Annotated in this window: 20 protein-coding genes; 11 read left to right on the top strand and 9 right to left on the bottom strand. The window is 66.2% G+C overall.

Annotation, left to right across the window (positions count from 1 at the left end; all coding sequences use genetic code 11):
• Positions 1-82 precede the first annotated feature (82 nt).
• A complete protein-coding gene (locus tag M2437_RS02900) occupies positions 83-832 on the top strand; it encodes a potassium channel family protein (protein ID WP_253389328.1) in 750 nt (249 codons plus the stop codon).
• Between the two features lie 82 nt (positions 833-914).
• On the opposite strand, the gene M2437_RS02895 is transcribed toward M2437_RS02900, so the two are convergent.
• The gene (locus M2437_RS02895; protein ID WP_253389327.1) at positions 915-1,727 is read right to left on the bottom strand and encodes a hypothetical protein; all 813 of its coding nucleotides are present in this window, start codon (positions 1,725-1,727) and stop codon (positions 915-917) included.
• Between the two features lie 484 nt (positions 1,728-2,211).
• Between M2437_RS02895 and M2437_RS02890 the strand changes: the two genes are divergently transcribed.
• Complete coding sequence (locus M2437_RS02890) at positions 2,212-2,412, top strand: YetF domain-containing protein (RefSeq protein ID WP_499006455.1); 201 nt, start codon at positions 2,212-2,214, stop codon at positions 2,410-2,412.
• A gap of 354 nt (positions 2,413-2,766) precedes the next feature.
• Here M2437_RS02890 and M2437_RS02885 read toward each other — a convergent pair whose 3' ends face one another.
• Positions 2,767-3,153 carry a RidA family protein gene (locus tag M2437_RS02885; protein ID WP_003601428.1) on the bottom strand — a complete coding sequence of 129 codons (387 nt, stop codon included), beginning with the start codon at positions 3,151-3,153 and terminating at the stop codon, positions 2,767-2,769.
• A gap of 98 nt (positions 3,154-3,251) precedes the next feature.
• Entirely contained in the window at positions 3,252-4,352 is a 1,101-nt protein-coding gene (locus M2437_RS02880; protein WP_253389325.1) for an oxidoreductase, read from the bottom strand.
• Between the two features lie 105 nt (positions 4,353-4,457).
• Here M2437_RS02880 and M2437_RS02875 point away from each other — a divergent pair, with 105 nt between their 5' ends.
• The 3 genes from M2437_RS02875 (at position 4,458) to M2437_RS02865 (ending at position 7,589) form a co-directional block, all read left to right on the top strand.
• On the top strand, positions 4,458-5,381 hold the full coding sequence (locus tag M2437_RS02875; protein ID WP_277570205.1) for a LysR family transcriptional regulator: 924 nt from the start codon (positions 4,458-4,460) through the stop codon (positions 5,379-5,381).
• 298 nt (positions 5,382-5,679) lie between these two features.
• A complete protein-coding gene (locus tag M2437_RS02870) occupies positions 5,680-6,243 on the top strand; it encodes a phospholipase A2 family protein (RefSeq protein ID WP_056113921.1) in 564 nt (187 codons plus the stop codon).
• An 863-nt stretch (positions 6,244-7,106) separates the two neighbouring features.
• Complete coding sequence (locus M2437_RS02865) at positions 7,107-7,589, top strand: hypothetical protein (protein ID WP_253389323.1); 483 nt, start codon at positions 7,107-7,109, stop codon at positions 7,587-7,589.
• 29 nt (positions 7,590-7,618) lie between these two features.
• On the opposite strand, the gene M2437_RS02860 is transcribed toward M2437_RS02865, so the two are convergent.
• On the bottom strand, positions 7,619-7,765 hold the full coding sequence (locus M2437_RS02860) for a hypothetical protein (RefSeq protein ID WP_165301574.1): 147 nt from the start codon (positions 7,763-7,765) through the stop codon (positions 7,619-7,621).
• Between the two features lie 773 nt (positions 7,766-8,538).
• Positions 8,539-9,441, bottom strand: coding sequence for a LysR family transcriptional regulator (locus M2437_RS02855; protein WP_253389322.1), 903 nt, complete (start codon positions 9,439-9,441; stop codon positions 8,539-8,541).
• Positions 9,442-9,557: 116 nt separating this feature from the next.
• On the opposite strand from M2437_RS02855, the gene M2437_RS02850 reads away from it, so the two are divergent.
• Genes M2437_RS02850 through atzF form a run of 5 tightly spaced genes read left to right on the top strand, consistent with a single transcriptional unit; the run spans position 9,558 to position 14,916 of the window.
• Entirely contained in the window at positions 9,558-10,514 is a 957-nt protein-coding gene (locus M2437_RS02850) for an ABC transporter substrate-binding protein (protein ID WP_253389321.1), read from the top strand.
• Positions 10,511-11,392: an ABC transporter permease gene (locus M2437_RS02845; RefSeq protein WP_253389320.1), complete on the top strand. Its 882-nt coding sequence runs from the start codon at positions 10,511-10,513 to the stop codon at positions 11,390-11,392. The genes M2437_RS02850 and M2437_RS02845 overlap by 4 nt, the downstream gene beginning before the upstream one ends.
• Entirely contained in the window at positions 11,385-12,164 is a 780-nt protein-coding gene (locus tag M2437_RS02840; protein ID WP_015821744.1) for an ABC transporter ATP-binding protein, read from the top strand. Before M2437_RS02845 ends, M2437_RS02840 begins: the two co-directional genes overlap by 8 nt.
• Complete coding sequence (locus tag M2437_RS02835; protein ID WP_253389319.1) at positions 12,164-12,994, top strand: alpha/beta hydrolase; 831 nt, start codon at positions 12,164-12,166, stop codon at positions 12,992-12,994. Before M2437_RS02840 ends, M2437_RS02835 begins: the two co-directional genes overlap by 1 nt.
• Before the next feature lie 23 nt (positions 12,995-13,017).
• On the top strand, positions 13,018-14,916 hold the full coding sequence (gene atzF / locus M2437_RS02830) for an allophanate hydrolase (protein ID WP_253389318.1): 1,899 nt from the start codon (positions 13,018-13,020) through the stop codon (positions 14,914-14,916).
• A 209-nt stretch (positions 14,917-15,125) separates the two neighbouring features.
• Here atzF and M2437_RS02825 read toward each other — a convergent pair whose 3' ends face one another.
• On the bottom strand, positions 15,126-16,169 hold the full coding sequence (locus M2437_RS02825; RefSeq protein WP_056502726.1) for a YihY/virulence factor BrkB family protein: 1,044 nt from the start codon (positions 16,167-16,169) through the stop codon (positions 15,126-15,128).
• A gap of 296 nt (positions 16,170-16,465) precedes the next feature.
• Here M2437_RS02825 and M2437_RS02820 point away from each other — a divergent pair, with 296 nt between their 5' ends.
• Positions 16,466-17,431 carry an SDR family oxidoreductase gene (locus M2437_RS02820; protein ID WP_253389317.1) on the top strand — a complete coding sequence of 322 codons (966 nt, stop codon included), beginning with the start codon at positions 16,466-16,468 and terminating at the stop codon, positions 17,429-17,431.
• 175 nt (positions 17,432-17,606) lie between these two features.
• On the opposite strand, the gene M2437_RS02815 is transcribed toward M2437_RS02820, so the two are convergent.
• From M2437_RS02815 to M2437_RS02805, 3 genes are all read right to left on the bottom strand, one after another.
• Entirely contained in the window at positions 17,607-19,109 is a 1,503-nt protein-coding gene (locus M2437_RS02815; protein WP_253389688.1) for an HWE histidine kinase domain-containing protein, read from the bottom strand.
• A 303-nt stretch (positions 19,110-19,412) separates the two neighbouring features.
• Positions 19,413-20,141, bottom strand: a complete 729-nt coding sequence (locus M2437_RS02810; protein WP_253389316.1) for an SDR family NAD(P)-dependent oxidoreductase — start codon at positions 20,139-20,141, stop codon at positions 19,413-19,415.
• Positions 20,138-20,773 (bottom strand): DUF938 domain-containing protein, encoded by a 636-nt coding sequence (locus tag M2437_RS02805; RefSeq protein WP_253389315.1) that lies wholly within the window; start codon positions 20,771-20,773, stop codon positions 20,138-20,140. The genes M2437_RS02810 and M2437_RS02805 overlap by 4 nt, the downstream gene beginning before the upstream one ends.
• Positions 20,774-20,881 lie beyond the last annotated feature (108 nt).

Raw genomic sequence — 20,881 nt, 5'->3', positions numbered from 1 at the left:
TCGGGCTGCGTTCGAGGAACGTTTATTTCCCTGGAGCGAAGCGGCGGACGTGTCTCTACACATGGTGACCTGGAAGCGGAGGATGTGGGAGCTTTACGAGGGCGATAGCGACCGCGCGCATCGGTTTCGTTACGGCCTGCTCGCCTTTGACTTGACCACCCTCCTGTTCATCGTCGTGTCCTCGTTCATGCCCCGCCCCCCATGGGTCGAGGTGGTCGATATTCTCATCGGTGCCGCGGTGGCTGCCGACTTCCTCTCGCGACTGTCGATCTGTCCACGACCGGCCCGAGAGTTCCTGCGGCCGACGACTTGGGCGGACGTCGCCGCTATCGCCTCGTTCCTGGCGCCGATCGTCGGCGAAGGCGCCGGATTCCTGCGCATCCTTCGCACGCTGAGGCTGCTGCGGACCTACCAACTGCTGGATCGGCTGCGAGCAGACTTTCCGTTCTTCCGCCACAACGAGGAGGCGATCATCGCGGTGCTGAACCTCGCGGTGTTCATCTTCATCATGACCAGCATCGTCTATGCGACGCAGCATCGCACGAATCCAAATATCGCCAACTACGTTGATGCGCTGTATTTCACGGTGACCTCGCTGACGACGACGGGCTACGGCGACGTCACTCTACAGGGGACCAGCGGGCGGCTGATCTCCGTCGTCGTGATGATCTGCGGCGTGACCCTGTTCCTGCGCCTCGCCCAGGTCCTGTTCCGGCCCAACAAGGTGCGCTTTGCCTGCCCGACCTGCGGCTTGCAGCGCCACGAACCGGATGCGGTTCACTGCAAGGCTTGCGGCACGACCTTGAACATTCCCGATGAGGGCGCCGATTGAAGGTCGGAGCGGCCGCGGTGCTGTCTTAGACATCAACGTTCGATGCCGCGAGCCTGACCACCCTGAGCATCATGCACCTGCCTTACTTCGAGGCGCCAAGCTCCCATTGAACGGCAAGCGCGACTTGGAACTGCGGTGTGTTCCGGTTGAGTCCGAAGCCCACGGCTGCACCGAGGATCGCACGCTGGTCTCTCAGGCGGTGTCGCACACCCGCCTGCGCCAAGCTGTAATCTGGCTGACCCTTCTCCTGCTGCTCGCGTGCGTAGGTGATGACCAGAGCCGTGTCGCGGGTGAGAGCCCGCCCGGCTGAGGCGTTGACGAGATAGCGGGTCATGCGCTCCGCAGGGGCTGGATCGAAGCGGTGGACGGTACCTATGTTCAGGCTCACGCCGAGCGGACGCTCGCCAGCAATGAGCGTCTTGCCGAAGAGGGCTGTCGCTTCGGTTTCGTACGCCGTGCCACCCGGTCCGTAGAGGGAGCGCACGCGGCCAAGCAAGCCGACAATCGGCCAGGAGCCGCTCTCCTCCGTCAACTGGTAGAGCGCACCCAGCCGGGTCGTTCCGCCGAGAGCTGCACGCTCTTGCTCCGAGCCGGCTCCACCCACTTCGGTCGACACCGTTCCGAGGCGACGGCGCACGTCCAGGTTACCGTAAGCGCCTGTTTGGCCGATGCGGAGGTCGAGATTGGGTGACACGCCGTAGCTCAGTTCGGTCTCGGCGCCCCAGGTGCTTCGCACGCGGCCTGTCGCGGCTCGTTCATAGGATCCGACGATGGAGTAGGCCGCCTCACCGGGCGGCGTGGCGTGCGGGTCGGTGACCTCGAAGGGATCATCCGCCAGGGTGATCGGCTCGTCCTGTGCCGCAGTCGCGCTCGGAAATGCCAGTGCGGCCGCCAAGGCAAGCCCCCAGGCAGCCGTGACGGACGGAGCCCGGCATCGCACTCTGCCGCCTCGTGGTGCGTTCTTCATCGGGTCGGAGCTTACCCTTAAGCACCCAGCTGCGCGATGGCAGGATCCGATGACCCGAGGCGGTTGAGCGTTGCGGAGGTCTTGATGCCCGATTGGCAGGCACTGTTCGTGCCGGAGCACTCCCTGCTGGAGATCGCCCTGCGCGGCACGATCATGTACTTGGCCCTGTTGCTCGTCATGCGGTTTGTCATGCAGCGCCAGGCGGGCGCCGTGAGCCTGGCCGACCTCTTGGTCATCGTGCTGATCGCCGACGTCTCGCAGAACGCCTTCTCGAACGAGTACAAGTCGCTGACGGAGGGGCTCCTGCTCGTCCTGACCATCGTTGGCTGGAACTACGCCATCGACTGGCTGGCCTTCCGCGTTCCTGCCTTTGAGCGCTTCATCACGCCCAAGCGCCTGCCGCTTGTCGTCGATGGCCGCATCTGCTGGCGGAACATGCGCGCGGGAGATGATCACGCACGCCGAGTTGATGAGCCAGCTTCGCCAGCAAGGCATCGACGATCCCGTCCTCGTTCGGCTCGCCTCGCTCGAAGGCGACGGTTCCATCAGCGTGATCCGCCAAGATGATGAGGAGCCGAACGGCAAGCCGGAGGATCGACGTGCTGTAACGTGAGGCGGCGTGCAATTCGGAAAGGCTGTCGTCGACGGATAGACTGCTACGCGTAGATCGAGCCTCATTGACGTATCAACTTGGCCGAGCGCCTGCGAAGCGCGCTCGTACAGCAAGCGTTGCATCCGATTGGGCTTGCGTTCAGTCATTGGGCCGGAGTGCGCAACGAGACGAATGCCCGCAACGGGCCGCAACCAGCGGTTCAGCACTTTACCGATCCAAAGTCGGCTTTTAGTGCAGAGGCGATTGAGAGATGTGTGAAATGCGATTCGGCAGACGTCATGGCCTACATAAAGGTCTGCCGAAGTCGTGTTTCATTGGAGTTGCGGCCGCAACACACAGTCCGGATCGGTGACATCAGGGAGTGTGGACGGCCGCGATAGCCTCGATCTCGATCATCGCCGCAGGATCGTAGAGCGCCTTAACCTCCGCAATCGTGTCGGCTGGATAGGGTTCGGAGAAGAACTGTCGCCGCAACTCGACCACATCCTTGAAGTGGCTCATGTCGGTGACGAAGATCGTCACTTTGACGACATCCTTCAGGCTCGATCCACCGGCCTCAAGTGCGCGGCGCAGGTTGGCGAAGGCCTGTTCGCCCTGTGCCCGGAAGCCGCCCTCGACGATCCTGCCGTCATCCGCGGCGCCCGCTTGGCCAGAGATGAAGAGCAGGTTTCCGTAGCGGATGCCCTGCGAGAGCAGGAACGGCGCATAGTTGTCCGGTTCGGTGACCACACGTTCCAACATCGTCTATCTCCTGTCGCTGCGTTATGGCTGCGGGCCGTGCTGGAAATATCCGCGGTCCGGCGACGGCACACGCATGCGCCGATCCGCGGAAGCGCGTGTCAGGCCGCGAGCTCGCTCGGCTTGATGTTGGCGATGGGCCCGAGGATGGCGGGGTCGAACGCGGTCACCTCCCGCTCGGCCCGGACGCGGTTTGGGAAGTCCGGGTTCGCGAGCGCGGCCTTGCCGAGCGCCACGATGTCGGCCCCCGCGGCCATCACCTCCTGCGCCCGCGCCGCATCCTGCACGCCGCCGTTGGCGATCAGCGTGACATGCGGTGCGTAGCGGCGAGCCAGGGCAACAAGGCTGTCGCGACCTCCCTCGAAGGCAGGCTCCCACACCTTGTGCTCGGTGACGTGGAGGTAGCTGGCTCCGGCCTCGGCGAGTGTGCCGAAGATGGCCTCGGCGTCCTGCTCGCGACCCGCCCACTTGTGGCTGAAGTCGTTGACCTTGCCCTGCGAGATGCGCACGCCAACCGGGATGCCGGCCGGGACCGTGGCCCGAACTGCATCGAACACGGCGCGCACGAACGTGGTGCGCCGGCGCGTGTCGCCGCCCCACCGGTCGTCGCGCCGGTTGGCGCAGTCGGTCAGGAACTGGTCGATGAGGTAGCCGTTCGCGCCGTGGATCTCGATGCCGTCGAACCCGGCCGCGACCGCCCGTGCCGCCGACGTGGCGAAGCCTTCGATGGCGTCCGCGATCTGCTCCTCGGTCATGGCGGCGGGCATCGGATAGGAGCCCTTGCCGTAGTAGAACTCCATCTGGTGACCCTTGGGCTGCACGGCCGAGGGTCCGACGGTGGTGTCGCGAAAGCGGTTGCCCTGGCTGATCGCACCCGCATGCATGAGCTGCGCGAAAATGCGCGCGCCATGCCGATGCACGGCGTCCACCACCGGTCGCCAAGCCTGAGACTGTGCCTCGCTGGTAATGCCGGGCTGGCGGAGGTAGCCCTGGGCAAACGCCTGGTCCGTATAGATGCCTTCGGTGACCAGGAGCCCGAAGCCGCCACGGGCGAAGCGCTCGTAATAGCGGGCCATCGTCTCCGTGGCAGTGCCGTCCTCGGAAGCGCTCACGCGTGTCATCGGAGCGACCGCCAAGCGGTTACGAAGAGTCAACCCGGTTATATCAGTGGCGGTGAAAAGGCCGTTTGCGTCCTTGCTCATGTTCGGCTTTCGACCTGCTCTCGCTGCTCGTTTGACAGCCAGATAGCTGCATGGTCGGCCATTCAGTAGCCGTGATGGACGATAAGCATTTTATCGGTCAGTGATATGCCGATGAATCTCTCGGATGTGGCCCTGTTCTGCGCCATTGTCACGACCGGCAGCCTCTCGGCCGCCGGGCGGCAGGCGGGACTGTCTCCGATGGCGGTCAGCCGGCGCCTTGCAGCACTGGAACACGAGCTCGGGGTGCGCCTGATCCACCGCACCACGCGCTCCGTCGCGCTGACAGCGGACGGCGAGACGTTCCTGCCGCTCGCTCAGACGATGCTGGAGGCGCAGGAGGCGGCGACGGCGGCCTTCTCCGAACAGCACGAGGGCTTGAGCGGGGTCCTGCGCGTGACCGCGCCCCATCGCATCGGCCGGGCTCTCGTCGTACCCCTGGTCGTCCGGCTGATGGCCGAAAACCCGCGCCTCAAGGTCGACTTGACCTTCTCGGACGGGATCGTGGACATCGTGGCCGCCGGTATCGACGTGGCGATTAGGGTGGCAACCCTGCAAGCGTCCGAGCTGGTAGCCGTTCAAGTGGCGGACAACCCACGGATCCTGTGTGCCGCGACAGCCTATCTCGCTGCGCACGGATGCCCCGAGCGTCTCGCCGACCTCGACGCACACGCCTGCCTGACACTGCACGCGATGGACGCCTGGACGTTCCGCCAAGCCGGGCACCCCATTGCCAAGCGCATCAAGGGCAGACTGGCCGCCAGCAGCGTCGATACGGTGCATTCCGCCTGCGTCGCCGGAGTTGGGCTCGCGTTGCTGACCTATTGGGATGTGGCACAGGACTTGGCCAATGGCACCCTCAAGGCCCTAACCCTCAACGATGCCGAGCCGGAGCAGCTGGCCATCTGGGCCGTGCTCCCAACCCGGCAACACATGCCGGCGCGCGTGCGACGGTTCATTGACGGGCTCAGGTCCGCGTTGATGGTGTCTCTTCCAAACGTACCGACATCAGAAAGCCTCTTCTCATCCTGATGGACGGGTCAGAAAGCCTGAGGGGCGGGAACCGTTGCACGCACTGATCTCGGCGGCGTCCCAGCAAGAGATCCTTTCCGCCCAGACGCGGTCGGCGGAACGATTTGGCCCTGTTCCCCGTCTCTGGTTGACGCTCGTCTTCCTACCGTTTCGCCTCCTGCGCGGGCCCATACGGCGTCGCCCCACGGTCGCCGCCTCTCCATGACCGCGGCGGGACGTTCCCCGGAACGGTAAGGTTGAGCTTCGAGTTTAGGCGGCGCCAATCCGGGGGGCTTCCTTGAGACCATCTCTTCTCGCAATGTTGGGGCTGCTGCTTGTGGCCGACCCGAACACTTCCAGCGCACAAGGCGTTCAGGAAGTACCCGCCGCGTCCGTCGAGGCGGACGAACCGCGCCCTGGGCCGCCTCCTCCGTTACCGGACATTTCAGACCCGAACGGCCGGGCCGGCGAGGCCCTGAACGAACCAGGCGAGCGCTCCGGCATCCCGAAGGCCCTACGCGCCTCGGGCTCCAAGGCGGGCGGGCCAGCCAACGACCTCAACTCGAGCGGCCGGGCCGAGGCACCGGCACCGCCGAAAGGAAACCTTAGCCGGGTCGTCGCCGGGAAGGAGCTGTTCCACGGGAACTACTGCGGAAAGGGCCAGCGGGGCGAGGGTCTGCCGCCGACGGACGACCTCGACGCCGCGTGCATGCGCCACGACGCCTGCTACGACACCGCCGGGTACAGCTCATGCGCCTGCGACGCGACACTGAAGCGGGACGCAGCCATCGTCTCGGATAGCCCAAGCGTATCGCTCGAAGTCCGGCGAAGGGCCCTTAGCGTCATCGAGGCGGCAACCGCGATGGACTGCCGCGCGCCGTGACCCCGGCCGGGTGATTGGAGCTGCAAACCAATACTACTCAACTTTGGACGCCTGCCATCCGCCGTCGCCGGAACCGAAATTCTTCGTCAGGTGTTGAATTCCGAGCCCTCATTCACTTTTAGCATAAAGACTGCAGATGCCTGCTTTCTCAAAGCCACGCCTTATGATTGCATTAGCATTTGCGGCTGGAGCAGCTTCCACTGCAGCCTTTATTGCAACCGGGACTGACAGAACTATGGCTCCACAGGAGGGAACGGAAGCAAGATTGCCCGCCTCGGCCATTGCCTCTCCAGCTGAGTCCGGCTTGGGTAGCTGGGTAGATCCCAATCAACCCGCTACAACGAAGCATGCCGCCGGTGTTGTCTCGCCGAATCTGGTATTCCAAGCTGACGCTCCAACAGAGGAGCCTCGAGATGTTCCTGATCAAGCGAACAAGCTGGCATCTAGGCTTGCTGTACCCGTGCCTCCCCGCAGACCAGAGCATTTCCGCATTATCGCGAACTCAGCCGATCGAAATGCCCGTACGCTTGTAACCGAAGATCGCGTCAGAAAGATTGTTGTTCCCAATCAAGCTGATAGCACTCCTCGAAACAAGAAAGCGGTACAATTCAGCGTACAGCGCCATGCTGGAACTAAGGAGGATACGGCCAAAAGAGAGATACCTGAGCCCAGGCAGCACGTCACCTCGACTCAGCCTAACGGGGTGATGCAGTGGCTCATTGAGCCTTCTCGCTTCTAAAACGGCAATTCCCCCGACAGATGCTGCTGGAGCGAGACATATAAGGACGGCTCGGCGCCTCAACGGCGTCCATCAATAAGTGCAGTCTTATGGATTATTCTTCAGATGTTTAGCGGAACAGCGGATGAAAACTTACAAGTTGATAGCGATTCTGGCTCCGTTTGCTGCATGGTCGTCCTCCGCTCAAGCCATCAGTCTGGCTGAGATGCGGGAACGCACGGCAGTCATTGCCAGCCGCTATCTCGAAATTTGGTCTGCCAACAATGCGAGTCCGATTTCAGGCGTGCCATACATGTACGGACCAACAGTGGTTTTCTACGGCAAACGGTATACTCAGGCCAATCTGATTGATGAAAAACGGCGAGCTATACGTCAGTGGCCGGTGCGGAAATACGTTCATCGACCTGGAACACTCAAGATCGACTGCAATGCATCCACACTGAAGTGCGCCGCGCGTTCGACGATTGATTTCGACGTGGGCAATCCTAGCAAGGGCACGTCCAAATCTGGCTCAGCTAAGTTCGATTTGGGTGTCTCCTTCGCTGACCGTCATCCTGTTATTCTCTACGAGGGTGGGAGCCTAAACAGCCAACGTGCCGGCAGATAGGCGTTCACGGCTCGAAGAAGCAATGGGCCTCAGACCCCCCGGAAGATCCCGATCAGGATGACCGTGAGCAGCACGGAGATTAGGATCGAGCCGAGACAGCCCAACCGGTTGGAGAAGAAAAAGAACATGCCCGGAATACCGCTGCGGACAGCAGGTGGTTCCGTGAGGATCAGCAACAGTGGCAATCAGGCTAAGGCCGGGGTCGCTCGAGTCTGGTCCGTTCGCCCAAGCAACAGCTGTCGGTCCTCAGGTTACGGTTCTTTCGTCCGAAAAGCGCCACTTCCAGACCTTCAAACATGGCTTCTGGAATGGCCGCTCTTGTCACGCACGCTGCCACTGCCCGGAATGTTCAAGCCGGGAGACGCGAGATCCTGATGTCGTGACCGCCGCTCAAAGGTCCGCTTCTTCCGACCAAGCGGACGTCTCGGCCGGCAGGCTTGAGGGTCTGCCAGGGGCCAGGAGTTCGCCTCCACCTTGTTCAGCTTTGCGCCGTTCGCAGACCCTCGGCCTTGCCCTCTAAAGGTCCGCTCATGATCCAAGTCCGGACCTTATCCAGTTCTGGGGAGCTGTATCTTCAGCTGATCAGACAGAGGCTCGCGGCTCGACACAGACCAGGCCGGGGCGCAGCGAGTCTCCGGCGCAGTCCAAGCAGCAGGCGCGCTGCTCGGGAGCCTGTCGGCAGGGCTCGACGCAGGGGCCGTCACGGTCAGCAGCGGCGTGGCCGCGGGCGTCCGCACGGGCGGGGGCCCGCTAATCCTCTACCGCCTCGCCGGTACGGCGCTCCACGGGGCCGAGGCCTGCCGGCGCAACCAAACCCGCTACGCATGTTGGCCCCGTGCCGAGGAGGGCAGCAAGTCCGCGACATTCCGTTCCGAGCCGGCTCACCGCCTCGGCAATCCAACGATCACGCCGTCCTAACCCACCCGGCTTTGACATCCTCGAGAGTCGGTCAGGCTGTGGTCACCTGACGGTTCAGGCGTGCGGCGAGTTGGTCGGCGAATTTGCTGGCGGCGACCGGGAGCAGACGTCCGCGCAGTTGCGCCAGCACGACGCTCATCGGTTCGAGGTCGCGGGCATCGATCAGACGGCTGCGCAGGCGCGGATCGTCCGGAATGCCGCTCGGCACCTGGAAGCTGACGACATCCTCCCGCAGGACGACGTTGCGCAGAAATTCCAGCGATCCCGATTCCACGGTCGCGCGCATCTCGACCCCGCGCCGGGCGAGCGCCTGCTCAATATGGTGGCGGATGGCGAGCGAACGGTCGGGCAGCGCCAGGGCGTGGCCGAGACAGTCGCGCAGCCGGATCGGCCCGTCCTCGGAGGCCAGGGGATGGCTCGCCCGCATGAGGGCGCACAGGGACTGACGGCCGGCATAGAGCGCATGCAGCTCTGCCGAGGGCGGCGGCTGGAGGATGAGCGCGAGGTCGGCCTCGAACGAGGCGAGGGCGGCCACCGCCTGAACGTGATCGCGCACCTGCACGGTGAAGGCGACTTGGGGAAACTGTGCCCGGTAGGTCTCGACCTCCTCCGGGATCATCCGGGTGACAAAGGCTTGACTGCAGGCAAGCGCCACCTGGCCTCGGCGCACGCCGGAGAGATCGGCGATCTGCGAGCGAACCCGGTCGAGGTCCGCGGCCTGATCGCGGATGTGCCGCGCCAACAATTCCCCCGCCGCGTTCAGGCGCATCCCTTGGGCAAGGCGCTCGAAGATCGGCGTTCCGAGCTCGTACTCGATGTCCTGGATCTGCCGGGTCAGCGCCGAGGGCGTGATGTTGAGGCGCTCGGCTGCCCGCCGGATCGATCCGCTGCGAGCGACCTCGGCCACCGCGGTAAGGCTGCGCAGATGCTTCATCCCGGTCCTCCCGCACGGTGTTGCCAAAAATTCAACAGCGCCGTCAAGAATTAGCACTTCCCGGCAACAGTCCTGCTTCCTAGGCTCATGGCATCGGTACATGCAGGAGCCGCCCGATGATCGACCGCCGCAGCCTCCTCGCCGGTCTCGGAGCCGGCCTCGTCGCGAGCTCACTCCCCGGCCGCGTTGCGCGGGCACAGTCCGCTCCGACCGTCATCCGGATGGGCTCGCTCAAGCTCATTCACTCGATCGCGCCCCACTTCTACGAGCGCTTCACGCCCGAAGGCGTGCGGGTCGAGGTCATCCCGTTCGAAAGCCCGACCGAGGGCAAGAACGCCGTCGTCACGAAGTCGGTGGATTTCGGCATGTTCGGGCTCGCGGCGGCGACGCTCGGGGCCGCGGCGGGCGAGCCGATCGTCGTGATCGCCTCCACCTGCAACCGCGGCATGGGGGTGATCGCCCGCAAGGATTCCGACATCCGGACGATCAAGGACCTGCGCGGCAAGCGCGTGGCGATTTGGCCCGGCAGCACGCAGGAGGTGTTCGCCCTGGAGCGGATGCGCATGGAGGGACTGTCCGTGAAGGACATCACCCCGGTGCGCATCTCCTTCTCGGAGATGCACCTCGCGCTCGCCCGCGGCGACGTCGATGCCTATGTCGGTGCCGAGCCCGCCCCCGGCGTCAGCCTCGCTTCGGGCATCGGCCAGCTCGTCGAGTACCCCTACGGCACCGAGATGGGCTCGCTCAACATGGTGTTCGGCGCCCATCGGGACACGCTGGCCGAGCGGCCCGACCTAGTGCGCACCATGCTGCAGATCCACCGCAAAGCCACCGAGTTCGCGGCCAAGGACCGGGAGGCGATGATCGCCATGGCGGTGGCCAAGCTGGGCCAGAAGCGCGAGGCGCTGGCGATCTCGGCCCCGAACGTCGAACTGACCTGGAAGCTCGGGCCCGACGAGGTGCGGCAGGCCAAGATCTATGCCGATCGCATGCTGGCACTGAAGCAGATCAAGCGCCTTCCCGAAGACGGCTTCATCGACACCCGCTTCGTTGATGCCATGAGGGACGCGTGAGCGCCGCGATCGAGGGCGCCGCCCTCCCCGCCGACTTGCCGACCGCCATGCCGGCTCAGGGTCCGAGCCCAAGGCCGAACGCTCCGCTCCGCAACCTTCTCGACCGCTTGCGCGGCCCTGTCCTCGCGCTGGTGGTGCCGCTGGCGGCCCTCGCGCTCTGGCACTTCGCCACCGCGAACCGGCCCTACAGCCTCGTCCCGCCTCCCGCCGAAGTGTGGCTAGCCCTGAGCGACATGGCGTTCGGCGGGATCAACGACGACGCCTTCAGCGCCACTCTCTGGTCCCATCTCTGGGCCTCGCTGTCGCGGGTCTATGGCGGCTTCGCATTGGCCGCCGTGGCAGCCCTGCCGCTCGGGCTGATGATCGGGCGGGTGCCCCTGGTCCGGGCGCTCCTCGATCCCGTGCTGCAGATCCTGCGCCCGATCCCTGTCACCGCGTGGCTGCCGCTGGCCATGATCCTGTTCGGGCTCGGGGCCACCTCGGCCTTCTTCCTCGTGTTCCTGGGCGCCTTCTACCCGATCCTCGTCAACACCGTGTTCGGCGTCCGTTCGGTGGAGCCGCGCCTGTTCGAGGCGGCCGCGATGCTGGGCTGCACGGGTCCCGCCCAGTTCCTCCGGGTGGTGCTGCCCGCCGCCCTCCCCTCGATCTTCACCGGTCTGCGGCTCGGCCTGGGCTTCGCCTGGGTGGTGATCGTGGTCGGCGAGATGACGGGCGTCCAGACCGGCCTCGGCGCCGTCATCATGGAGGCACGCCAACTCTCGCGCACCGAGATCGTGATCTGCGGCATGGGCGTGATCGGCGTCGCCGGCTTCGTCTCGGACTGGATCGTCATGCGCATCGGCCGCCGCCTCCTCTCGTGGAGCCCCTCCCATGGCTGAGCCCACCGTTCCCATTCTGACGATCCGGGACGTCTCGAAGACCTACACGGCGCAAGGCCGACGGACGGAGGCCCTGCGCGGCGCCGGCCTCACCGTCCAGCGGGGGGAGTTCGTCTGCCTGCTCGGCGCCTCGGGCTGCGGGAAGTCGACCCTGCTGCGCATCGCTGCCGGCTTCGAGGCGCCGAGTTCGGGCCAGGCCCTGATGTGGGACAAGCCGATCGCCGGTCCTGCGCCGAGCCGCGGCATGGTCTTCCAGGATTACGGCCTGTTCCCCTGGCTCTCCGTGCGCGACAATATCGGCTTCGGCCCCAAATCGCGGGGCCGCCCCGCGGCGGAGGTCCGCGACACCGCGCGCCGCTATATCGATCTGGTCGGTCTCGGCCGCTTCGCCGACGCCTATCCGCACCAGCTTTCGGGCGGCATGAAGCAGCGCGTGGCCATCGCCCGGGTGCTCGCCAACGAGGCCGAGATGGTCCTCATGGACGAGCCGTTCGGTGCCCTCGACGCCATGACCCGCGAGCGCCTCCAGGACGAACTCCTCGACCTCTGGGCCCGGACCGGCCTTACCGTGCTGTTCGTCACCCACGCCATCGAGGAGGCGATCTTCCTCGCCGACCGGATCGTGATGATGTCGCCGGGGCCGGGCCGGATCGAGGCCGTCCACACCGTCGACCTGCCGCGGCGCCGGGACGTGTCGAGCCCTGCCTTCAACGATCTGCGCCGCATGCTGTCGGCTCAGCTCCACAGCCACCACGCGCCGAAGGCCGCCTAATGGCCGCGGCCGATGCCGTGCACTGGCGCGACCTCGGCCGCGCCGGGCTCACCCGGGCCTACGACAATTCGGGGGCAGTCCGGGACAGCGCTGCCCTCGTGGCGGGTTGGCGCGTCCGCAGTGCCGCCTTCCGCGAAGGCAAGGCGGGGCAGACCTTGGCCTACGGCCCCGGCCCGCGGCAGGCCCTCGATCTCTACCGGTGCGGCGCGGCGGGGGCGCCCTGCCTCGCCTTCATCCACGGCGGCTACTGGCAGCGCAACGCCCGCGAAGACTTCACCTGCATGGCCGAGGGGCCTCTCGCCCTCGGCCTGGATGTGGCGCTGGTGGGCTACACGCTGGCGCCGGAGGCAAGCCTCACCCAGATCGCAGGGGAGGTCGGGGCGGCATTGCGCCTGCTGCGGCAGAAGATCGGACTCTCGCGCCTCGTCGTCGCGGGCTGGTCGGCCGGTGGCCATCTCGCGGCGCTGATGACAACGCTCGCCGCCGACACAGTCGATGCCGCCCTGGCCGTGAGCGGGATCTTCGATCTCGAACCGATCGCTGGGACCGCACTCAACGACGCGCTGCGCCTCACCGATGGGGAGGTCGCCGAGCTCTCGCCCATCCGCCGCCTCGCTCCGGACGGGCCGCCCGTCTCGGTGATCTATGGCGGGGCCGAGCTGCCCGAGCTGTGCCGCCAATCCGAGGATTACCACGCCGCCCGCAGGGCGCTGGGCCTCGCTGGCGATCTGCACGTCGTGCCGGGAGCCGACCATTTCCGGGTGCTCGACGCCCTGATTGCGCCGGACGGCCCAATCGCCCGAGAAGGCGCCCGCCTCGCAGGCCTGTGACATTTAACGACGAGGACGGACCCGTGCCTCCCTTCCCGACAATCTCCGCCCTGCACGCGGCCTACGCCAGCGGCCTCGGCCCGCGAGAAGTCCTGGCCGAGACCTACCGGCGACTCGCCGCCATCGACGATCCGGGTATCTTCCTCACCTTGCTGCCTGAGGCAGAGACTTTCGCAGCCGCGGCGGCGCTCGGGCCCTTCGACCCGACCGAAAAACCGCTCTGGGGTGTGCCCTTCGCGGTCAAGGACAATCTCGACGTCGCCGGCCTGCCCACTACAGCGGCCTGTCCGGACTTCGCCTTCGTGCCGTCCGAGACCGCACCTTGCGTCGCGCGCCTGCTGGCCGCGGGTGCGATCCTGATCGGCAAGACCAATCTCGACCAGTTCGCCACGGGCCTCGTTGGCCTTCGCACGCCCCATCCGGCCCCGCGCAATGCCCTGAACGCCGACCTCGTGCCCGGCGGGTCGAGCAGCGGCTCGGCGGTAGCGGTGGCGCACGGGCTCGTCGCCTTCGCGCTCGGCACCGACACGGCGGGCTCCGGGCGGGTGCCGGCCGGCCTCAACAACGTGGTCGGGCTGAAACCCTCGCTCGGGTCCGTGTCGAACCGGGGCCTGCTGCCGGCCTGCCGGACGCTCGACACCGTCTCGGTCTTCGCTGGCACGGTCGCGGATGCCGACCGGGTGTTTCGGATCATGGCAGGCTACGACGCGGCCGATCCCTACTCCCGCGACCTACCCGTGCCGACCCAGCCACCCGGGCTGCCGCCGGGCCTGCGCGTCGGCATGCCGGATGCCGCAAGCCTCCGCTTCGGCGGCGATCCCCTGTCGGAGGCTGCCTTCGTGGCGGGACTCGACGACCTCGCTACCCTCACCGGACGGCCCAATGCAGTCGATCTCGCGCCGATGTTCGCCATCGCCGCGCTTCTCTACGACGGCCCCTGGGTCGCTGAGCGCTATCAGGCGGTCCGTCCGCTCATCGAGAGGTCACCGCAAGCGCTGCACCCGACCACCCGCGCGGTGATCGGCCGGGCCACGGCCTTTACTGCCGCTGACGCCTTCGCTGGCCTCTACCGGTTGGCCGAGCTGCGCCGGGCTGCCGACGCCCTGTGGGAGCACATCGACGTGCTGGTGGTGCCGACCTACCCGCGGCCGGTCGCCTGCGCCGAACTTGAAGTCGACCCGATCGGCCCCAACAGCGAACTCGGGACCTACACGAACTTCGTCAATCTGCTCGACCTCTGCGCGCTCGCGGTGCCGGGCCGCTTCCGGACCGACGGGCTGCCGGCGGGCCTCACGCTGATCGCGCCGCGCGGCCGGGACGGGCTCCTCGCCGCCTTAGGCGCCCGCCTTCACGCGGCGGCCGGCGTCCCGATCGGCACGAGCGGGGAGTCGGTGCCGGTGCCGGAGGCCGGGCCGGCGAGCGCGGGCCCAGACGAAATCGAACTCGCGGTGATCGGCGCGCATCTCTCGGGACTTCCGCTCAACCGCGAGCTGACCGGCCTCGGGGCACGCTTCCTCCGGATGGGCGCCACGCGGCCGGATTATCGGCTCTACGCGCTGCCCGGCGGTCCGCCCCGGCGGCCGGGCCTGTTGCGAGTTGCGGCCGGTGCGGGCGCGAACATCGCAGCCGAAGTCTGGGCCCTGTCGCCGGCCGCCTTCGGCCGCTTCGTGGCCGCCATCCCGGCCCCACTCGGCATCGGTACCCTTCACCTCGCTGACGGCACCAGTCCCAAGGGGTTTCTAGTTGAGGCCGAGGGGATCGCCTCTGGTACGGACATCACCCGATACGGCGGCTGGCGGAGTTACCTCGCCGCACAGAGCGACGGAGCGGACCGCCCACCACGGTTGAACACCGGTCCCTCCACGTCGCCTAGCGTTCGCGCGCTTTCTGCAAACCGGTGCGCTTGCGCTGGATCTCGTTGAAAGGCCCAGCCGATCTGCTCACGACTTGAGAGTTCCGCACTCACCCGCGAACGACTGAGAGGCCGCTTTCGCGGCTCAACCGGACCTCAACCGGCCCCGTCGCAAATGGCTGCTCGGGGTCAGGAATGAGCATTCGGTGTATTTGGCGTTAAGCAGGAGGTCCGTGCGACCCAACTCACCCCTGTGAACGGAACCGCCCGGTACGTGCTTCAATCCTGGGCCGGACCGACGGTGTCGGCCGTGAAGGCTTGGCGTGATCCGAGGGGCTTGGGTCGCCCCGCGGTGCTATCGCGGGCAGTCTGGCGCTCCATCTCGGCGTTCAGTTCCGCCCCAAGCAGCACGATGACGACGGACAGCCAGATCCACGTCATGAATCCGACGCCGGCACCGAGCGATCCGTAGACACGGTTGTAGCTGTCGAAACTGGCCACGTACCAAGAGAACAGAACAGAGGTGCAGACCCAGGAGAGAGAGGCGGCGACGCTGCCCCAGCTGACCCAGCGCCATTTCGCCTCTCGTCGGCTCGGGCCATAGCGATAGGTCAGTGACAGGCTCAGGCTAACGAGCAGCAGGAGGGCAGGCCAGCGCAGGATGCGAAGCGCTGTATCGGCAAGTCCGCCCAAGCCTATGCGGCTCAGTACGATCGGTAGGATCACCACCATGCCGGTCGACGCGAGAACGAAGACGATGCCGGTCAGGGTGAACAGGAAGGTGGTTACGTAGAAGCCCACCAGCGATCGCTTCTCGCGCTCTCGGTAGATCACGTTGAGCGCATCGAACAGCGCGCTCACCCCCGAGTTCGCACTCCAGAATGCAATGATCATGCTGAGCAGCGAGGCGGTGCTGAGAGCACCCGTACTCTGCCGGGCGATGCGGACGAGTTGCTCCGACAGCAGATCGAGCACGCCGTTCGGCAGAACGCCTGCAAGCAGGCTCAGGTGCTGTCCGATCGCTGTCGGGTCCGAGAACAGGCCGTAGAGCGAAACGATCGTGGCGAGCGCGGGAAAGACTGCGAGCAGGGCGAAGAATGCGACACCGCCCGCCGTCGCCAGAACCCGATCGCGCTGTAGGGAGAAGACGACCCGCCAGAGGATGTCCCGCCAGCCTAGAGCCGGAATGTCGGAGGGCTGATCAGCCGTGCGGCCACGGTTGGGCTCGCGTGATCGGGTGAGCGCGACGCCGATGCTCCGCTCGTCAGGCCCTCGCGTGCTGACGGATCGCCAATCCTCGCCTTCCGCCTCGTCCTGCTGCATGAGGCGCCTCTTCGAGCCTGCAACGGCCCAAGTTCATCAAGACCGAGCCATAGGCAAGCGCTGCCTCTGTGGAGCGCGGTCGAGCACGCGAAGACTCCGGCTCTCGAACGGATCTTGCTCCGGTGGGTTGACCGCATGTTGGCTGCGCGTCGTTCGCCCCACAGCGGCACAGCAGAGCGCACCGGTCCCCCGGCACCCACGCGAGCGATGATGGCAGAGATCCGAAGGGCCCTGGTTGCGGGCGCGAATGGCATCATCGGCAAGGCGCTGATGCAGGAACTTGCGGCAGCGGACGGTTGGCACGCGCGTGCCCTCTCGCGTCGACCGCACGGATCGAGCGGGGACATCGCGGCGATCTCACCGATCCACACACGACCCGCGCCGCCCTCGCACAGGCCCGAGATACGACGCATCTGTTCTACGCCGCGCTCGCGCCGCATCCGAGCCTCGCCGAAGAGGATCGGGTGAACGGCGCGATGCTGCGCAACCTCCTCGACGGGCTGGACGCCGTCGGCGCGCCGCTGGAGCGCGTGGTCCTGTATCAGGGCGCGAAGGTCTATGGCGTCCACCTCGGGCCGGTTCCTGCACCGTTCTACGAGGACGAGAACCCGCGCCACATCGGGCCGAACTTCTACTTCACGCAGGAGGACGTGTTGCGGCGTCGGGCGGAGCGCGGCGGTGCGGCGTGGTCGATCCTGCGCCCCGACGTGGTGGTCGGCGACGCGGCCGGTAACGCCATGAACATCGCCATGGTGATCGGCGCCTACGCCGCCCTGTGCCGTATGGAAGGGGCAGCGTTCCGTTTCCCTGGTCCCACGCACGTCTACGAGGGCGTGTTCGCCCAGGTCACAGATGCCCGCGCCCTTGGCCGGGCAAGCCTTTGGGCTGCGACGGCGGACGCCGCGCGCGGCGAGGCCTTCAACTACGTACACGAACCTTTCCGGTGGCGGCGGGTCTGGGAGAAGCTCGCCGCCTCGCTCGATCTGCTGCTCGGGCCGCCGGTTCCCATGCGCCTCGCCACCCACATGGCGAACAAGAAGCCGGCCTGGGAGAAGCTGGTGGCTGAACAGGGCTTGAGCGACATGCCCTACGAGCGTGCGGTCGGCTGGGGCTTCGGCGACTTCGTGTTTCACAGCGACTTCGACCTCGTTTCCGACATGGGCAAGATCCGGCGCGCTGGGTTCGGCGAGAGTGTCGACAGCGTCGAAGCTCTGGTGTCCGCCATTCGCCGCCTGCAGGAGGCAAAGGTGCTGCCGCGCTAGCGGCCTGCCCCCGGTTCGCTGTCGCTACGGCGCCTCTAGCGCTCGCCGCACGCAGAAAGATGAGTCTATGCGCGTCGGAAACTTGAGATGTCCGCAGTGGATCGGAAGCGGAAGCTCGATGCGCTCGCGATGAACGTCCAAAGCTGACGTGCCGGCAAGTTTGCCGCGGAGATCTTCAAGGCCGTTTCTTCGCGCCATCGGTGAGCGGTAGGTCGATGACACAGCGCAGTTGAGCCTCACTGAGTTCGTAGCTGGTGCGGGCCTTCAGTGCGTAGGGCAGCGCCTTCTCGATCAGGTCACGCCCGTAGCCCCGCCGGATCGGACTGCCTTCCTGGGGCCGGCGGATACCCTCTTCCTGCCAAACCAGCGATAGCCGCCGCTCTTCGTCCTCTCCCCTGTAGGTATCCCAGCTCACCCAGAGCCTCCCCTGCTCGTTGGCGAGAGAGCCGTACTTGCGCGCATTGGTGGCCAACTCGTGCAGGGCGAGAGCGAGTGTCTGCACGCTGACCTTGCGCAAGCGGACCGGCGGCCCCTTCAGCGCCACTCGAGCCTGCATCGCGGCAGCCCCGAACGCGTCGAGCTCGATCTGGATCAACGCCTGGATGGTGATCGGCTCCTTGTCGGAACGTGAGAGCAGACCCTGCACCCGTGAGAGCGCCGCGAGACGGTCGTTGAACCGGTCGCAAAACTGCTCGGTCGGACCAGTCTGGGTCATCGTTTGCTGCGCGATCGAGCGCACCACGGCGAGAAGATTGCGGGTGCGGTGCTGCAGCTCATCCACCAACACCGCTTGACGCTGCTGCAGCTCATGCAGATCGTGGATGTCCGTGACCGCTCCGTAACAGCGATCGATCTGCCCAGCGGCATCCCGTATCGGCTCAGCACGGACCATGAACCAGCGGTAGATGCCATCCTTCCCGCGAATGCGGTATTCACGGTTATACGGCCGTTCCTGATCCATAGCGGCCCGGAAGCCCGTGATTGTGTACTCGCGCTCGTCTGGGTGGATCACCGTTTGCCAGCCATAGCCGAGAGCCTCCGGTTCAGATTGGCCGGAATACTCGTACCAGCGCTCGCTGAACCACGTTGCTCGACCGACAAGGTCACTGCTCCAGAGAAAGCCGGGAACAAGGTTGGCCAAAGCCTGGAACCGTTCCTCGCTCCTGCGCAGCGCCGTCTCAGCGCGCTCGGCGATCACGCGACGGAGCTCCATCTGTGACATGGCCTGCCGGGCGAGGGCCTCAAGGCTGCTGGCCTGGTTATCCGTGAGGCCTTCCGGCCGCGGCTTGGTGTCGATGACGCAGATCGTGCCGAAAGCGACACCGTCCGAGGTCACCAGTTGTGCTCCGGCGTAGAACCGGATGTGGGGTTCGCCCGTGACGAGAGGATTGCCGGAGGTCCGCGGATCGAGCGTCAGGTCCGGGATCACAAAGAGTCCGGCCTGCTTCAAAGCATGACGGCAGACCGATTGCTCGATGGGCATTTCGGAAGGGGCAAGGCCGATGCGTGCCTTGAACCACTGCCGATCTGATCCAACAAGGCTGATGAGTGCGACAGGCGCCTCGCAGATCCGCGAGGCGAGGAGCACAAGGTCGTCGAAGGCCGGCTCTGGAGCCGTGTCTAAGATTGCGTAGCGGCCCAGTGCGTTAGAACGCGCTGTTTCCTCCAGATCAGGCATGATCGCGTCCGCCAAGGCCGCCTCTTCCAATGAACATAAAAGGACGGCGGGGCGCGATTTGTTTCGCCTTCAGCGAGCGCAACCGCTTCCCGCGGTATCGGCGGCGTACGTCGTGCGCCGAGCAAAGAGGCGCATCGCTGAAGCGCCTCGCGATCAACACGTTTTACGCCCGTTCACGCGTCAGCAGCGGACCGACTGCCGTGCGAGAGCGAAGGTCCGGACGTGTCGCATGTCGTAAGCGAGCCCGGCTCCAGACGATCGTACGGCGCCGCCCCAGGGCATCCGTTCGCGCCGAGACCGCGCTCAGGCGGGGATCGGCGAGCCGTCCCAGCCGAAGACGCCGCCGGTGTCGTCCGCGCTGAGGCCGTTCAGTACGCGCAGGAGATGCGACGCGCTCTCCTCGGGAGAGAAGACGCCGTCGGCCGTCGGGGCCGGCCGGAAGGGCCGCGACAGGCCGGAGGCGACCGTGCCCGGATGCAGGCCCACGACGATCGCCTCCGGTCGGCTGCGGGCCACCTCGATCGCGAGCGTTCGCAGAATCTGGTTCAGCGCCGACTTCGAGGCGCGGTAGGCGTACCAGCCGCCAAGTCGGTTATCGCCGATCGATCCGACCCGCGCCGACAAGGCCGCAAACACGCATCGCTCCCGTTGCGCCAGCAGAGGCACGAAATGCTTGGCGACGAGCGCTGGGCCGATCGTGTTGACGGAGAAGACGGTGGCCATCGCGGTGGGATCGAGCGCCTTGACCGTTTTCTCGGGCGAGACGCCTGTCCGGTGAAGAAGGCCGGTGGCGACGATGACCAGGCCGACGGGTCCGGCCTCGCCGACCCTGACCGCCGCCGCGGCAACCGTCGCCTCGTCGGTTAGGTCGATCGGGAGCGTTCGCACACCCTGCGGAACAGACGATGCCGAGCGCGAGAGCGCGAAGATGGGCGCGTAGGCAGCAGACTCGGCGAGCGCGCGGATCAAGGCCCCACCTATGCCGCCGGACGCACCGACGATGACCGCGCTGGTCTGGCGTGAGGCGGTCAAGGCGTGAACTCCCTGTCAACGGCGGAGCCTCGGTACCCTCGGTGAAAGATCAGACTGAGGTTGTTGGCCGGCATCGGGACGCGCTCGACCAAATGCAGATCGTGTGCCCGGCCGGCCGCCGCGACCGCCTCGAGATCGCGGACGCCCCAGGAGGCATTCCTCGCGCGCAGGCTGTCGTCGAACGTGGCGTTGCTCGGTGCGGTGTGGGCGCCATCCTCCCGAAAAGGACCGTAGAGGTAGAGGATCCCCCCCTCCGGGAGCGTCGCTTCCGCGCCAGCCATCAGCCCGATGCTCGCGTCCCAGGGGGCGATGTGGATCATGTTGATCGCAATAACCGCGTCCACCCGTGTCACCGGCCACGGCTGACGGGTCGCGTCGATCGCCAGTGGCAATCGGATATTCGCCAGCCCGGCGGCGCGGGCGTGGGCGACGATACTGCGACGGGCCGCCTCATCCGGATCGCTGGGCAGCCAGACAAGTGCGGGTAGCGCACGAGCGAAGTGAGCGGCGTGCTCGCCCGACCCGCTCGCGATCTCGAGGACAAGGCCGCCGGGCGGGAGAACGCGCTTGAGGACCTCGACGATCGGGGCGGCGTTGCGGGCCGCGGCCGGCGAAAACAGGGCATCGGACATGGGGCTCTTTTAAGGGGAGCCGATGCCGACCGCATGCCCTTTCGTGGCGGCACGCCTGCTCGGAGGCAACGACACGACTTCAGCTCGAAGCGCACAGCTGCGGCGCGG

Origin of the sequence: Methylorubrum pseudosasae (genome assembly GCF_029504475.1) — a bacterium.
Taxonomy (GTDB): domain Bacteria; phylum Pseudomonadota; class Alphaproteobacteria; order Rhizobiales; family Beijerinckiaceae; genus Methylobacterium; species Methylobacterium extorquens.
This window is presented reverse-complemented; position numbering and strand designations above follow the sequence as displayed.